Origin of the sequence: Deinococcus sp. QL22 (assembly GCF_023370075.1) — a bacterium.
GTDB lineage: Bacteria > Deinococcota > Deinococci > Deinococcales > Deinococcaceae > Deinococcus.
This window is the reverse complement of the sequence record NZ_CP097149.1, coordinates 2,303,233-2,320,073: the sequence shown is the minus strand read 5'-3', so window position 1 is coordinate 2,320,073 and position 16,841 is coordinate 2,303,233. Positions and strand designations below refer to the sequence as shown.

At 66.3% G+C, this 16,841-nt stretch carries 5 protein-coding genes; 3 read left to right on the top strand and 2 right to left on the bottom strand.

The genetic code is table 11. The features are described 5' to 3' along the window. Nucleotides 1–266: 266 nt before the first annotated feature. The 3 genes from M1R55_RS11715 (at nucleotide 267) to M1R55_RS11705 (ending at nucleotide 13,753) form a co-directional block, all read left to right on the top strand. Nucleotides 267–11,423 (top strand): translocation/assembly module TamB domain-containing protein, encoded by an 11,157-nt coding sequence (locus M1R55_RS11715; RefSeq protein WP_249391941.1) that lies wholly within the window; start codon nucleotides 267–269, stop codon nucleotides 11,421–11,423. Nucleotides 11,424–11,592: 169 nt separating this feature from the next. Further along, nucleotides 11,593–12,600: an esterase family protein gene (locus M1R55_RS11710; RefSeq protein WP_249391940.1), complete on the top strand. Its 1,008-nt coding sequence runs from the start codon at nucleotides 11,593–11,595 to the stop codon at nucleotides 12,598–12,600. A gap of 88 nt (nucleotides 12,601–12,688) precedes the next feature. Then, a complete protein-coding gene (locus tag M1R55_RS11705) occupies nucleotides 12,689–13,753 on the top strand; it encodes a peptidase C39 family protein (protein ID WP_249391939.1) in 1,065 nt (354 codons plus the stop codon). A 153-nt stretch (nucleotides 13,754–13,906) separates the two neighbouring features. Here M1R55_RS11705 and M1R55_RS11700 read toward each other — a convergent pair whose 3' ends face one another. After that, nucleotides 13,907–14,356 carry a hypothetical protein gene (locus tag M1R55_RS11700; RefSeq protein WP_019010096.1) on the bottom strand — a complete coding sequence of 150 codons (450 nt, stop codon included), beginning with the start codon at nucleotides 14,354–14,356 and terminating at the stop codon, nucleotides 13,907–13,909. A 153-nt stretch (nucleotides 14,357–14,509) separates the two neighbouring features. Beyond that, nucleotides 14,510–16,711 (bottom strand): ABC-F family ATP-binding cassette domain-containing protein, encoded by a 2,202-nt coding sequence (locus tag M1R55_RS11695; RefSeq protein WP_249391938.1) that lies wholly within the window; start codon nucleotides 16,709–16,711, stop codon nucleotides 14,510–14,512. Between the last annotated feature and the right edge of the window lie 130 nt (nucleotides 16,712–16,841).

The following is a 16,841-nucleotide window of genomic DNA, read 5'->3' as shown; positions in this document are numbered from 1 at the left end:
AGGGCGTATGGTAGCGGGCGCGGGGCAGGGACAAGTGTCTGTCAGGTTCCGCTCGGGACTGAACTTGAGACAAATCGGAGATGACTCTGCTGACGCGGCGAGCATCAGAGCGAACACGCATGGGCCGCATGCCCCCGCCGTGTCTGATGGTCAGGTGAGGAACGCGGGACTGACGTTCATGTGACTGTGGATAGAATACTAGGAATGCCCGTTCCTGCCGTGTTCGCCTCTCCCCCATTTCCCCTTGTCTTCCGCGTGGGTGACGTGTGACAGACGGCCCTGCCCCGCGCCCTGACCCCATAGAGACGCAGCCTACTGAAACGCAGTCCACAGAGACGACGCGGCCCACCGAAGCTCTGCCCGGTGAAGTCAACCCTGCTCCAGTGGCACGGCGGCGCAGGCGTTGGCCCTGGGTCTTGCTGGCCGTCTTCCTCGTGTTGGCGGCTGTCCTGACCCTGACGCCGCGCCTGTTGGGTGGGCTGATCTTGTCGCAGTTGGGAGACGATCTACAGATTACTTCAGAGCGGAATGGCGGGCCGTTGTGGTCGCCCAATTTGTCTGGGGCCACGGTGAAACTGCCGGGGATAGAGGGCAAAGCAGGACGGGTGGGCGTGACCGTGGCAGGGGTGAATCTCGCCTCACGCACCGTGAAGCTGAACGTGGCTGTACGAGACGCCACCGTGAACCTGAAATTACAGGAACTCCTGAAAGGCGGCGCGGCAACGGGAGAAGGCGGCTGGAAAGTCGTGCTGGGCAGCCTGGACGTGCAAAATGCCCGCGTGAATGTGGACGGCAAGGGCGTAAACATTCCCAACGGGAACTTCCGCGTCCAGCAGGGCGAAAACGGCAAACTGGCAGTCAGGGGCCGCACCACCGAAGGCGAATTGAATGCCGACGTGCAGGTTTCTCAGGGCAAGGCGGGCAACATTTTCGGCCTTGATCTGGATGCCGACGCCCGCGTGTTGAACCACTACTGGCCGGGAGTCACGGCGGGCCGCATTGCCGGGCGCTACGTGCTGAACGATGGCCCGATCCGGGGAGATTTGAGGGTGGTAGACGCTGCCCTGCGCGTACCGGGGGCCAAATTTGTGACTGTGACAGGCATTGACGGCACGGCCACGCACCGGGGCGACAAGATCGATTTGAAGTTGGCTGGGCGCGGCTGGAACGGCCCCGTAAACGCAGTGGGCGCAATAGATTTGAAAGCCCAGAACTGGAGCGTGACCGCCGACGCCGACCCCACCGTCGCGGGCCTGGCCGAGGCTCTGGGCACGACTGGCACGGGCAATCTGAACCTGCGGGTCACGGCGGGCGGCTGGAGCACGGTGCGCGTGAAAGCCTATGCCAAGGGCGCGGGCCAGGTGGCGGGCGTGCCGTTCCGCGATGCCAACGTGGAATACACCCTACTGACCAAAGATGGCAACCGCGCCGGGCAGACCAACGACTTGGCCTTCAGCGTAAAAACCGCTCTGGCAGGCAATCAGGCCATCACTGGGCGCTGGGCACTGGGACGGGCCGGAACCGCACAGGCGCTGGGCACACTGGCGGGGCAACCCCTCACACTGGCCGCCAAGATTGATGACAAGAATCTCTTGACGCTGGGTGGCACGGCATTGGGCGGCCCAGCCCGCGGCAGCTTCGACCTGAAAACGCAGGCCATTGACGCCGTGCTGAATCCCAACGTGAGCGGCGTGGGTGCACGTGTAGCGCTGACTGGCAAGCCCTCAGATGTGCGGGCGGCCATCAGCGGCGGCACGGTGGGGCCATTCGAGCTGGCAGGCACGGCGCGGCTGAATGCACAGGGATTGACGGCTGATTTGCAAAGCGGTGAGGGCACGGCGGCTGGAACGTTGGCCCTCAAGCTTGACCGCGAATTTAAAGGCACTTGGAGCGCCCAAAACCTCAGCGGCGCGGGCGTGACTCTGGGCGGCAACGGGCAACTGGACGCGACGGGCGGCGACCTGACGGGCACGATCACGGCAAGGCTGCCCGGATTGACCGCGCCGCTGAGCGGCCCCTTGAATCTGAACTACGTGCGCCAGCGCGGTACCTTTGCACCCGCCGATCAACGCCTGACGTGGAACGGCGACACTTTTGGCCTGACCGCCCGCAATTTGGCGGTGGCTGGCGGCGTGACCGTGAACGGCAACCTGAACGTGACCACCGCCCTGAAAGCCACCGGCAACCTGAGCGCACGCGGCAACGGCTTCGACGTGACCGCGACTGCACGCGGCGACACGGCCAGCCTACGCGGGGTGCTGGGCGCGGCAGGCAACCGCGTGACCGTGCTGGCCGACACGCAACTCTCGGCAGGATTCCTCACCAGCGCCCGGATCGAGGGAGCCGACATCGAGGGGACGGTGAGCGTGCAAGACGGCCTGCGCTTTTCTCTGACCACCGCCGACGCTTCCGGCAGGCGCGACACGGCACGCGGCGTGATCGACGGCTCCAACTGGGACGCCACAGGCCGGGTGAATCTGGCGGCCCTGCGCCCGCTCCTGCCTGCGCTGGCCGAGCAAAAGCTGGATGGCACACTCGATCTGGCATTGGCCGGACTGGGCGGCACTGCCCGCCTCAACACTTCAGCAGCGGGTGCAGGCGTATCAGGAATTCTCCAGCGGAGCGGGCAGGCCATCACCGCCGATCTGAACGTGACCTATCCGAGTGTGACCGCAAAACTGGCGGGCCGGGTCTTCCCCAATGTGCAGGTCAGCGGCAGCGGCACCTACAGCAATGGAACAGACGCCCCCCAAACGTTGAACGCCGTTCTGGCGGGCGAGTACGGCAACCTGAACGCCCGCCTGACCGGGCGCACCGGGCCGCTCTCGTTTAGCGGCGTGACCATTCCCGCGCAGGCCGTGAACCTGACCGGAACCGTGACACCCAACATGACGGCGGCAGGCACGTGGGGCGATCTGAACGTGACCTACGACGCCCGCACCGGACTGGCCCGCGTGACTGGGCGACAAACCCTAACCGCCTTCGGACAGACCGGAACCGTGCAGGGCCGCGCCACCTGGGGGCCGGGACGCAGCACCGATTCTGGGGGGGGCAACTCCTTCCGGGGAGCCGCGGAAGCCAGCGGCGTGCTGGATCAATACACGGTGGCGCTCAGCGGCCCCTGGGACAGCCTGAACGTGCGCCTCAGCGACGGCGAGGGCCTGCGGGCCACTGGCAAAGCCTCCTTGCCTTCGGGCCGATACGATGTCGATTTGCGCGGCCCGATTGCGGGTGGTACGGCGGCGGGCGGCCTCTTTATAGACGGCAACGTGACCGGCACCGGCACCGAGCCACGCGGCACCGTGAACGTGTTTGACGGAGCGGGCGGCAGTGCCCGCGTGAGCCTGCGCGGGTTTTCTGATCTGGACTTGCGGGCACGCGGCCTGACGTTGGGTGGACAGAAACTGTACGGCGACCTGAGCGCCCGGAACAACGTACTGAGCGGCGTCATCGACGCTGGCCCCTTCCGCCTGACCGCTGCCGGTGGCCGGGTGCGGGCGGTGGGCGAATTTGTGGGTCAGAGCGTGATCGCCAGCGGCAAACTGACCCTACCTGCCACCGTCTCTGATCTGAATGTGCGCGTGGACGGCCCTTACCTGAGTGCCAGCGCCACCGGCAGCGTGTCTGATCTGCGCGGCACCGTGCGCCTGAATGCCCAGACGTTTGGCCCGGCACAGGCACGGGTCAGCATTCCGGCGCAGGTGTTGCCTCTCACGGCTTCGCTGACCGGAGCGCGGGCCAATATCGGCGGCCTGACCTTCCTGGGCGGCAACTGGAGCGGGGCGGCGAACCTGCGCTACCTGCTGGCAACTGGGGCGGCAACGACCCCCGGACAACTCCGCCTGGAAGGCAACGGCCCGCAACTGCTGGCGGTTCCGTCCGGCCCCGTCGCAGGCCGCGTGACTGTACTGCCCACCATCGGCGGCACCCTCAGCGCCAGCCTCTCCCCTGCCCTGCCCTTCTTGCCGCAAGCCGTTCGCAAGGAGATCGTGCCCGGTAGACTCGTCGCGCGGATTTCGGCATCAGGCGCAACTCTGACCACCACTGGCACGCGCTATCTGAACGACCCACTGAACCTCTCGGCGCGGGTAGGCTGGCAGAACGGCGTCACGGCTTCGGGCACGCTGAGCCACCCCGGTTCGCGGATTCCGGTTCGGTACGACGGACGTGACCTGACGCTGGACGCCCTGGTGCTGAATGCCCGCGCCCTGCGGCCCCTCTTGCCCGGACTCACCGGAACCCTGACCGCCAGCCTGACGGTGCCCAAGCTGGACTTTGCACAGGCCGATGGGCGGGCACGGGTGAATCTGGCGCTGCAAGGTCAGCGGGCAGACGGGCTGGTGTCGCTGCGACGTGGGCAACTGGGCGCAGACCTGACCAGCACCCTGGCAGGCCTGAATCTGCGGGTGCGCGGGCCGCTGTATCCGCAGGCTGACGCCGTGCTGAACATAGACGGCGTGCGCGGCACCCTGACTGGGAACGCTGACCGCACTCTCAATCTGAAAGCTGTGGGGGAATTTCAGGGCCAAGCCATTGACCTGACGGCCAGCGCGACCAACCTTACCCGTGCAGGCCAGATCAAATTGGCGGGCAACGTGGCAGGCCAGAGCATCAGCGCCAGCGGCAACCTCGTTTCCGGCGTGCTGTCGGGCCTGAATCTGCGGGTCAGTGGGCCATATCTGAGTGCCAATGCCAGCGGCAACTTAGCTGATCTGCGCGGCTTGGTGCGCCTGAATGCCCAAGCCTTCGGGCCAGCAGAAGCCCGCGTCAGCCTTCCGGCTCAGGTCTTGCCACTCACGGCCTCGGTGAACACGGGGCGCGTGAATGTGGGCGGCCTCGGCTATGCGGGTGGCCAGTGGAGCGGCGCGGCGAACCTGCGTTACGGCTTTGGCAACACGCCCGGACAACTGCGCTTGGAAGGCAATGGGGCGCAATTGCTGGCGGTTCCGTCCGGCCCCGTCGCGGGGCGCGTAACTGTGCTGCCCACCATCGGCGGTACGCTCAGCGCCAGCCTCTCTCCCGCCGTGCCGTTCTTGCCGCAAGCCGTGCGGAAGGAATTCGTGGCGGGAAGGTTGATCGCCCAAATCTCAGCTACGGATGCGACCCTGACCAACAACGGCACGCGCTACGTGGGGCAACCGCTGGGCCTTGCCGCACGGGTGAACTGGAAGAACGGCCTCACCGCTTCCGGCACCGTGACCCATCCTGGTTCGCGGATTCCGGTTCGCTACGATGGGCGTGATCTGAATATTGACGGAGCTGTGCTGGACGCCCGCGTCCTGCAACCGCTCCTCAACGGCGTGACTGGAACCCTCAGCGCCAGCCTCAGCGTGCCCAAGCTGGATTTCGGGCAGGCCAGCGGGCGGGCGCAGGTGAATTTGGCGTTGCAAGGTCAGCGGGCGGTAGGAGCCGTGACCGTGCAGCGCGGGCAAGTGGGCGCAGACCTGACCAGTACGCTGGCAGGCCTAGATGTGCGGGTACGCGGCCCTCTCTATCCGCAGGCCAATGCTGTGCTGAACGTAGACGGTGTGGCGGGAACCCTGACCGGAAGCGCCGCAGAAACGCTGAAATTGCAGGCGGCGGGCGTGTATGAAGGCCGGAATCTGAACCTGAATGCCAGCGCAACGGGCCTGACCACCAAAGCAGCTTTGGCACAGGTGGCCGGAACGGTAGCGGGCGTGGCAGTCAATGTAAGCCTCAAACAAACTGCAGGGAAATGGAACACGGCGGGCAGCCTAGACGTGCCTGATCTGCGCACCCTGACTGCCACCAACGGTTCGGGCGGCACGGCGGGCAACCTGAGCGCCACCATCGGCGGCACGCTGGACAACCTGACCCTGAACGCGGTGGGTGAGGCGGCGGGCGTGCGCTTTTCGGCTCCGGCCACTTACCGGGGCGGCGTATTGCGGTTGGCGGGCGCGTCGGCCACGCTGCCTGACCTCGTGAGCGTGCGGGCCAGCGGGCCAGTGTTTCCCACGCTGGGGCTGAGTGCCAAAGCCACCCTGACGGACTACCTGCCGGGAACGTACACGGTGCAGGCCAGCGGCAGCCTCTCCAAACCTGACGTGAACGCGCAGGGCACCCTTCAAAGTGCGCCTACCGGACTGCAAGCCGGGGGCAGCCGCGTCACCGCCCGCCTGCTGGGGCAGGATTACCGCCTGACCTTCGTGGGCGAACCTCTGGCTGGATTCGTGCGCGGGCAACTGGGGGTCAAGGTACAAGGCCAAGCTGTACCGGGCGGCCTGCTGGATTCCCGCCTGACGCTGAACACCAGCTACATCGGCGCAGATGGCCTGCGCGTGACCCTGAACGGCGCAACCGGCTGGAATGCCCGCCGGGGCTGGCTGGGCACCTTGCAGGCTCGCGGCACACTGGGCGAAAACAACGCCCTGAACGCCACTCTGAACGGCTCTGGCCCGCTGAATCTGGCCGCCACGCTGAGAACGCCGTTTAATGGGCAGCCCCGGACTGCCAGCGTCACTGGAAGCTTGCCCGCCGACCTGCCCTTCCGGCCCGGCGGCACGCTGAATCTGGCTGCGCTGGACGTGGGCACACTGTGGGGCCGCGCCGGACAACTGGCCCTGACCGGACAGGCCACGCTGGGCGGCGGCACCTGGAGCAAGTTGGCTGCGCAGTTTGCAGGCCGCATAGAAGACAGCGCGGGCGAACTCACGGGTGATCTGGGAGCCACCTACCGCGCTGGAGACGTATCCGTGCGGCTGGCAGGACAGCGCATATCGGGCGGCGCGGTGTTGGCAGGCGGCAAGTACGACCTGACCTTGCGGGCTGAACCGTTGCGACTGGCCCGCCTCTTGCCCGTGAATCTGGATATGGACGCCCTTACCTTCGGCGGCACGATCACGGCGGCAGGAACGTTGGAGGGTGGGCCATCCAAGGTCACCCTGCGGAATCTGGCGCTGAAGGGCGAACAGGGCAGTATTCGGGACAGCGGCATCGGGCCATTCAGCCTGTACGGCAGCGCCTCCTATGTGTGGCAGCCCGGCGGCCAGAATGTGCTGGAAGCAGCGCTGGACGGCAGTTTGCGCGGCGGAGTGTTGCAGGCGCGGGGCCAGTTGCCTGCGGGCGTGCGCGTGACGGCACGGGACATAGACGCCCGCACACTCGGCGCAGGCGTGCTGGGCGCGGCCCTAAACCTGACGGGCGACCTGACCAACCCAGCGGTGTCGGGGCAAGTGAATACCGTGGCCGACGCCTTCAGCGCCCGCGTGATCCTGTCGGGGCGGGCCTTGAGCCTGAACGCCAATGCACGGGCCAATCTAAAAGGCAGCGCACAAGGTACGCTGTACGCCGAAGCCAAAGAGCTGAATCTGACGGCGGGCGCGGCGGCGCTGGAACGGGTACGGGCGCGGGTGTACGGCACAGTTGCCAGCGGCGCGAACTCGGCCAAGTTGGACTTGAACGGCGTGTGGCCCGCGCTGACCGGAACGGCAACTGCGACCCTCAGCGGAGTGGCTCAGCCCATCAGCCTGACCGGAGATGGACGCGGCGGGTACGCCCTCAGCGGCGGCGAACTGGGGGCCGGAACTGTAACGCTGACGCTCACGCAGGGCTTTATTCCGGCACTGGCAGGAACCTTGCGCCTGACGCCGTTGCCCTTGGTGGGCGGCACGGGCGCGGCCACCGCTGAGGTCACGCTGGGCGGCACGCTGACCGCACCCACGCTGGCGGCAACCGTGACCACCCGCAACGCAGCCCTGAGCGGCGTCACGCTGGCCGATACCACCGGAAGCATCACGGGCACGCTGTCTGATCTGAGGGGCACATTGGCGCAGGCCGGGGCCACTGTCGCCACACTGAGCGGCCAAACTGTAAATCTGACCGGCCTCACCGCCTGGGTTGCTGGAGCCACCGTGAAAGCCACCGGTACGGCAGGACTGAACGGAACTGCCGACGTGAATCTGGTCAGCAGCGGCGCACTGGACGGCAATCTGCGGGCCACCTACCGCGCCCGCGCCCTCTCGCTGGATGGCAACCTGAGTACGCAGGGCGTGACGGCAGCGCTGAATCTGGACGCCGACCCCTTCACCGGCTGGCACGGCACCGCCCGCCTGACGGGTGGCCCCACCGGAGTGCTGACTCAGCCCGCCACCCTGACCCTGAGTGGCCCGTTGGCCCATCCGCTCGCCACCGGAGACGCCGGAATATTGGGCGCAGGGGCGAAGATTGTCGCCAGCAGCACGGGCGTACAGGTGCGCCTAGTAGACGGCCCCGGAGCCACCGCCAGCGGCGCAGTAGAACTGCGGCCCAACAGTGCAGGCCAGTGGCAATGGCTGGGAGCCACCAGCCTGACCCGCCCCGAACTCAGCCTGAGCGTAACCCCTTCTGGCCCCCTCGCCGACCCCAACCTGGTGCTGAGCCTGCGCCGGGGCGAGTGGAGGGCCAGCGGCACAGCCAGCCTTCGGGCCGCCGACCTGAACATCAGCGACGGCCTGAAAGCAGGCCGGATCACCTGGACAGACCAGACGGTGCGGGCCGACCTGCCGGGCCTTGATCTCTCGCGCTTGGGAGTAAGTTTGGGCGGCACGGCACTGACAGGCCGCGTGACCGCGCAGGGGGCTCTCAGCACGGCTACCCGCGACGGCCAACTGACGCTGAATATTCAGGACGTGACCACCGATTACGAGGTGCCGTATCTGGGCCTGAAGGTGAACGGAGACCTACAGGCCACCGTGAATCTGATCGCTGGAAAACCCACTGTGCAGGCCAGCGCCACCCTGCCCGCCGGAATACTGACCCTGAATGCCCAACAAACTGGCACGGGGCAGACAGCCAACAACTGGACAGGTCGCCTGACCGGATCGCTGGCGCAGGACGGCGGCACCCTGGCCCTGAACGTGGGCGCAGATGCGGCGGGCCTGACCGGAAACGTGACGGTGACGCGCTACCCGGTGTCGGGTGCGGGCCAGAGTGTGCGGGTAGACGGTACGGTGGCGCTGGGCGGCCAGACCTTTAGCGCCAACCTGACCGCCGCCAACGACATGGGCGAGGCCCGCGTGATCGGTTCGGGCGGGCTGGCCGATGTGGTGCCTGCCCTGAGCAGCGTGCTGGCCGTGCGCCCTACCGAACAGGGCTATAACCTGCGGGCCACGCTGGACGCCGTAGAACTGGGCAAACTGGGTATCGCTCCCGCCCTGTCGGGCCGGGTCAGCGGCGAGGCCAATATCAACGACGGCGGCGGCACGTTCGTGGTTCGCAGCGCAGGCCTGACGCTGGGGCCAAAAACCCTGCCCGCCCGAATAGAAGGCACGCAGATTGGCGGAGACTGGCGAATTCGCGGCTTTTTGGGCGAATCTGACCTGTTCGGTGGCCTCAGCGGGGGCGAACTGTTCGGAAACGTGACGCTGAAATCCTTCCCCGTAGGCGCAATCGTGGGCGCACTGGTGGGCAACAGCCCCGGCGAGGGCATCGTGACTGGCGTGGCCCGGTTCCGGGTTCCGGTGGCTGACCCGTTGGCAGGCACAGCCACGGTGGTGGCCGAACGAATCCGGGTGAGCGCCAGCAGCGGCACAGGCGCAACTCGCATCACCGAAACGCTGCTGGGTTCCGGCACGCTGGACTACGCGGCGCGGGAACTGCGGAACGTGAATATCCAGCTGGCCGGAGCCGGAACGTGGGATGTGCGCGGGGCCTTCAGCCGCTCGAACGTGGGCCTGACCGCGCAATTTACCAACACGACCTTTACCCCGGTGCTGGTGCTGGTGCCCGCCATCGCCGACCTTGACCCCAGCCTGAAGGGAACCCTGACCCTGGAGGTGGCCGGAACCTATGACCGCCCACGTGGACAGGTGCGGGCCAGCAACCTCAGCGGCACGTTGGCAGGCCTGAGTCTGCAAGTGCCGACCTTCTCGGGCGACCTGCCGGATTCGGGCGCATTCTCGGCCACCGGGCGCGTGCTGACAGGCGGCGTGGTGGGCAGCGACGGCACCCTGAACGCCAGCGGCCAACTGACTCTGGGCGACCTGAGCCAGACCCGCGTGCGCTTTGAAGGGCTGCTGGCCCCGCAAGCCCTGGGGGCCCTCCCCAATACCACCGTGACCCTGGCGCAGTCCGCCACCACCGGCTGGACGCTGGAGGCCCAGAGCCGCAGCACCAACCCCGTGACCGGAACCGGAACCCTGAGCCTCACCGGACAGATCGCCCCGCGCTGGGACTTGGCCCTGACCGCCCGCAACTACAACTTGCCGCTGGCTGTCATTTATGCCCGCGAGAGTGCCCTGAACGCCGATTTGCGGGCGGTAGACGACGGCTCGCTGATCCGCGTGAGTGGGGCCGCCGACTTCCTGCGGCTGACGCTGGGGCGCGTGGGGGCCACCGCCACCATTCCCGCACCGGGCCAGACCACCACCGAGGGCGGCAGCGGCGCGAACGGGCGCACCACCGACAGTTACGCCACGCCGCTGCCCGATATTTATTCCACCTTCCCCGAACCGGGCCGCGACCCCAACGCGCCTGCCCCCGCCCGCCCCTTCTTGCAACGCCTGGTCTTGGAAGACATTCCGGTACGCGCCCCCAACGGCATCCGGGTAGATGAAGCTCTGGCCCGCGCCGAATTTGGCGGCTCCCTGGTGGTGTCGGGTACGGGCGCACAGCCGCGCATCACGGGCGACATCACTTCTCAGCGCGGCAGTATTTTCCTGCGCGAAAACGAATTTGCCATCCAGAGCGGCCTGGTCAGCTTTACCGGCCAGAGCCTGTACCCGACCTTTGCGATTGTGGCGAGCGGCAACGTGCAGGCCAGCACCACCGGGCAGCGCGTCCCCGTAACGCTGGACGTGAAGGGCGAATTCCGCACCCTCGCCAGCGGAGCCAGCACGCTTGACCTGACGACGGCGCTGCGCTGCACACCCACCGCCGGGGCTGCGGGCGGCACGGGCAGCAGCGAATGCACCGACCCCGCCACCACGCAGGCCTACAGCGAGGCGCAACTGTACGCGCTCGTTGCTACAGGCGTGCCCAACCTGGAAACGCTGCCCGGCAACCTGACCGCACTGGGGGCCAGCGCCCTGCAAACCGCGCTGAACATCTTCGTGCTGGGAGAAATAGAGCGCAACGTGGCCCGCGCACTGGGCCTCGACGTGTTCCGCCTGACACCCAACCTGTCCACAGCAGACGGCAGCCTCGGCGCGACCATCACACTCGGATCGTACCTGACGCGCAACCTGTACCTGCAATACCAGATCGACCTGACGGGCGCGGGCCTGGTCGACGCCACCTATTCCACGCCTGACAAGCAATTTACCTTCAAGGTCAGTACGCCCCTGAACGGGCTGGACTTGCAGAGCGTGCGCCCCAGCTTCAGCGCCGCCTACAACGTGAATGACCGCGCCAGCGTGAGTGTGGGCGTGCAGAACAACCCCGAAAGTACGAGGCTCAGGTTTGGGGTGACGTATAGGATTCGGTGAGGATAGAACTAGACCCCCTCTAATCTTCTGACCCAGGAGAGCCGCCTGAACTGAATTGTTTCGGCGGCTCTGTGCCTGAGTTGGGATTCGGCCCACGCCCTCAACATTCCTTGACTTTGCCCAACCATCACACGACTCCGTTCAGATCATTGCCGCTACACTTCCCCCTATGGCTGTTTCTGTCGCAGGTTCTCAGGTCACTTTTTCGGCTCCGGCGGGGGCGACGGCGTTGGTGGGCGACTTTACCGATTGGCGCAAACGCCCCGCGCTGCCTGTGGTGGCGGGCGGGGCCATTACCCTGAGCCTGCCACGTGGCGCGTGGGTGGAATATGCGTGGCTGGACGAGGCAGGCACGCCCTTTGCTGACCCCGACAACGCCCAAAAATCTCTGAATCCCTGGTGGCCCTACCCACGTGCGGTGGTGGTGGGCCAGTACGCGCAGCACCCGCTGTGGGCCGCCGCCGAGGCCACCCAGAGGGGCACGGCACACCGCCTGACCTGGGAAGGCACGGTGTTTCCTGGCACGCGCCGCGCCATCGTGTACACGCCGCACGGCTACCAATCGTCTCAGGCCGTGCCGATTTATTACGTCCAAGACGGCGTGGCCTTTTACCGCACAGGCAAACTGGGTGAGGTAATGGACAGAGCGGTGGAAGGGGGTTTGGCGTCGGGCGCGGTATTGGTCTTCGTGGAGCCGGGAGACCGCAGCGCCGAGTATTACCTGAATGACCGCTATCTGGACTTCCTGCAAACTGAAGTGTTTCCGCGTGTGGAGGGCGAATTGGCGACCCCCTCAGAGCGAGGATTGTGGGGCGCGAGCCTCGGCGGACTGATCAGCCTACATCTGGGCGCGGCCCACCCCGACTTGTTTTCCCGCGTGGTCAGCCACAGCGGGGCATTTATTGCGCGGCCCGGTGCAGAAAAAGACGGCATCATCGATACCACCAGCGCCGGGGAATGGCTGCGCGAACGCCTGAGCGTTTCTCCGCCCACACACCTGAAAACCAGTCTGGATACAGGCATCTTGGAATGGCTGGCTGCACCGAACCGCCGCATGGCCGCCCTGTTTGCCGACGCCGAATTGCCCCATCAGTACCGCGAATATGCCAGCGGGCACAACTGGGTCACGTGGCGGGCCGCGTTGCCGGAAGCGTTTTTGTACATGCAGGGTGGATAGAACGTCAGAGTCTTTCCGCACTGCTCCGGCCCGCACGGCCCCCCAAACTCACCCGCCGCCCCCCTCCCACACGGCATAGTCAGGGGCAATGCGGATTCCTATTCTCCTTTCACTGATGCTGCTGGGCAGCGCGGGGGCTTCCACCATGACTTATCCGGCGTCTACCACCACCCTTCACGAGCGGACGCAGGACTGGGCCGGCGCGGAACTGCGCGGAGTAGACGTGCGCGGGCAAATGCTGATGCTGGCCGCAGGCGTAACGAGCGGCACCCTGACCGGGCAGCCGATCAAGGTCGCGGCCTTTGACGAACTGGTGCCCTCCTGGAACAGCACGACCCCCGGCGCGGGCAGCGTAACGCTGGAAGTGCGGGCGCAAACGGGCACGGTCTGGACGCGCTGGTTTTCCTTTGGCACATGGAGCAGTGCCGATGGGCGAGCCAGCCTGAACGGGCAAAAGGACGCGGCGGGCCAGATCATGACCGATACCCTGCGCCTGACCGCTAAAGCCAGTGCCTACCAGTACCGCGTGACGTTGCGTGGCGCGGGAACCAGCGTGCGACTGTTAGCCTTCAACACCTCTGACCGGGCGAGGCGGGCCGCCGGATTGGGACAGGCCAGCAACCGGGCGGCGTGGGGCAAAGTCACCGACGTGCCGCAGCGTTCGCAGATGGTGTTCGCCGAGGGCGAAGGCTGGTGCAGCCCGACCAGTACGTCTATGATTCTGGCCCTCTACGGCGTGAATGTATCTGTGCCTACCGCCGCCAAAGGCATGTTTGACCGCGTATACGAGGGCACGGGCAACTGGCCCTTTAACACCGCTTACGCCGGAGAAAAGGGCATGCGGGCCTTCATCACGCGCCTGCCGAGCCTCGCTGCCGCCGAAAAATACACGGGTGCAGGCCTGCCACTGGCGGTGAGTCTGGGCTGGAAGGCAGGCGAATTGCCCGGTGCGCCAATTCCCAGCAGCGACGGCCATCTGATGGTGCTGCTGGGCTTCGACGCCAAAGGAAACCCTGTGATGAACGACCCCGCTGCCCCCACCGACGCGGGCGTGCGCCGCACCTATCCCCGCGCCGCCTTTGAAAAGCTGTGGCTGACGCATTCGGGCGGCCTGAGCTACGTGATCGCGCCGCAGGGAGCCGCGTTGCCCTGAGGAACAGGATGGTGGATCGTGGGAAAGGCGGAAGGCCAGTCAGAGTAAATTGACTGGCCTTCCGTTTAGGGTTGTTGTGGAGGAGTGAGGATTCTAGCTTTGGCGGCCAAAACCCGCACAGCTTTTAACCACAATCCACGTTCCAGCCCTGATCTATCGGCTGATGCTGGCGCGGGGTTCCAGTGCGTAGAACGACACCAGAGCGACCAACGTGCCGACCCAACCGGGAGCGCTGCCCAAGGACAGTTCAAAGTTGCGCCCCAGTACCGTGCTGCCCAGCTGACCGACGAGTTGATCGCCGTTTTGCTGCGCCACCACGTTCCAGCCCACGATGGGTTCGCCCATGTAGCCAGTCACGCGGTCTACGCCACGCAGCGTCAGCTTTTGCGAGCCGACGTTGCCTTTCAGTTCGCCATCTTGCAGCTCGATCTTGAAGGGGTCAGCGCCGACAGTGCCCTGTACGCCGCGTTCCGTGATTTCGAGGTCAATGTCTTTGCCGTGGAGCTTGCCACCTGCGCGGCCTGTGATGCGGTCACCGTCGATGACACAGCGGATGTCGTATCCGTCTGCGCCGCCCAGACGACCCTTGATGAGATCTTCCATGCGGCGAAGTATAGCGGGGCCGGACGTGTGGGGAGTGCGGGTCAACCTACTCGCATCCACATTTTGGAGGTGCCCACAGACCTCAACACCGTCCTAGACACAAAAAGGACATCTTCGACCTTGCCACCAAGGTGTGTTAACCGTCTGGCGGAATCAGGCGGGCCAGGCCTCTGACACAGCTTCTGGCTTAGCCTTTTTGCTGCCGCTGCCCAAGCCCACCCGCTCAAAATAGACGCGGCGGGTGAGCAGCGAGCCGCCCTCGCCCAGCCGCACCCGGCCCACATTCCAGCGCTCGAACAGGATGCGGAGTGCCCCGCCCAACAGCGCTGCGCCGTACCACGCGGGCAAGTCGGCGGAGGAAACCACGCTCCAGCGCAGGCATTCCCCATCCCAGGCCAAATGCGGGCAACCGGGATCCTGCGCCGCCCAAAACATCCCACCCCGCCCTATGTGTTCTGTCCTTAGACCCTTAGGCCCCGTAATCTCCGCCCCCCATTCCCCCAACTGCTGCCCCCGAACCGTCAGCGGCGGCTCGCGCACCTGAGCGTCGTAATTCGGCGCGGCAAACGCTTCGGCGTACAGGTCATACAGATGCTGCTGCAAGGTATGCGTTTGCGCCCGCAACCGCGCTTCTTCCCGCCCCGTGAGTGCGCCTGTGGCATTCAGGCTGGCGCGGGCCTCCAGCAACTGGTTTTCTACGGCCACCAACCGCTGCCGGGGCGTGGGCAGGGGCGGCAGCGGCGGCGGATCGCCCGTAAGCGAGCGGGCCGGGTCAAGGTACTCACTACTTTTCCAGCCCGAAGACGCCCAACCTGTGACTTCACGCAGGGCCGCGTCCTCGATGACCCACAGCCGATTGGCAACCTCGCAGGCAAAGCGGCGGTCATGGGTGACGATGACCACTGCGCCGCCATAGGCATGCACGGCTTCCTCCAGCGCTTGCAGGGCGTCCACGTCCAGATGGTTGGTGGGTTCGTCCAGCAGCAGCAGATCGGCCCGCAGCGCACTGACCAGCGCCAGACCCGCCCGCGCCCGCTCGCCGCCCGACAGGACTTCGGGGAGCTTGGGCCAGTCGGCAGCCACGAAACCCGCACCGCCCAGCAGGGCTTTGGCCCGCCCGCCAAAGCGCCGCTCGAACTGAGGCCGCAGCGCCTCGCCGGGGTTCAGGCCGTGCCAGAGCTGATCCAGATACGCCACCGTGACGCCGCCCGCCACGCGCAGCACGGGTTCCGGCTGGCCCAACGGGGGCGCGTCGGCGTGCAGGATTCCGGCCAGCAGTCCCAGCAGGGTGCTTTTGCCCGTGCCGTTGGCCCCCATCAGCGCCACACGGTCGCCCTGCCGCAGCTTGAAGGCCACTTCTCGCAAAATAGGATGGTCGGTGTACGTTTTACTCAGATGCTCGCCCCAGGCCACCAGCGGGGCACGGGCGCTTCCGGCCAGCAGGCGCATTCGGAGTTGGCGTTCGGGCAAGGGCGCTTCGGCCAGGGGCAGGCGCTGGGCGCGGTTTTTGAGGGGGCGGGAGCGGCGGCCCCACACGTCCAGCCGCTCGGCACTGCCTTCCAAACGGGCGGCTTCCTGTTGACCCAGGCGGGCAGCGCGGGTCTGGGTGCGGCGTTCCAGTTCGCGCTGGGCACGGGCGCGGGAATAGCCGCCCGCGTATTCGGTGGCCTCGCCGCCCTCCAGCCACAGGCTGCGGCCCGCCACCGCATCCAAAAAGTCTCGGTCATGGCTGGTGAGGATCACGCCGCCCGAAAAGTCGCGCAGCCAGCCTTCCAGCCATTCACGCATGCGGATATCGAGGTGGTTGGTGGGTTCGTCCAGCAGCAGCAGATCGGGTTCGCGGGCCAGTGCGAGGGCCAAGGCCAGCCGAGTCCGCTCGCCGCCCGACAGCGACGCCGCATCACGCCCTAAAAAACGCGTCAGGTCGAGGACACCCAGAATGCGGGCCATGCGCGAGGGCCACGCGTAGGCCTGAAGATCGTCCAGGCGGGCGTGCAGTGCCGTCCACGCGTTCAGGGCGTCGGGATTGCCCAACTCGGCTTCCAGCGTCAGCAACTCGGTTTCCAGTTCGCGGTAAGGGTGCGCGGCGGCCACCAAGTCGCGCACACGCATGCCCTCTGCATGGGCATGGTGCTGGGCCAATACCGCCACGCGCAGTCCGTCTGCCCGCCACAGCTCGCCCTCATCGGGGATCAGTTCTCCAGTCAGCACCCGCAGCAGCGACGTTTTGCCCACGCCGTTGCGGCCCAACAGGGCCACCCGCTCGCCTTCCTGCACATTCAGACTCACGCCCGACAGCACCGCCCGCTCGCCAAACGCGAGAGAGATGGATTCGGCGGTGAGGAGCGTGGACATGCAGGACAGAGGCTAGCAGAGAGGCGGCGGGGGTGAATGCGCCACAAGGCTCAGAAAGCATTTGGAAAGTGGGTTGTAGGCGGTGGGAAAGACGCGAGCGCAAGTGAGGCAAGTTGGCCTCCACAAAATG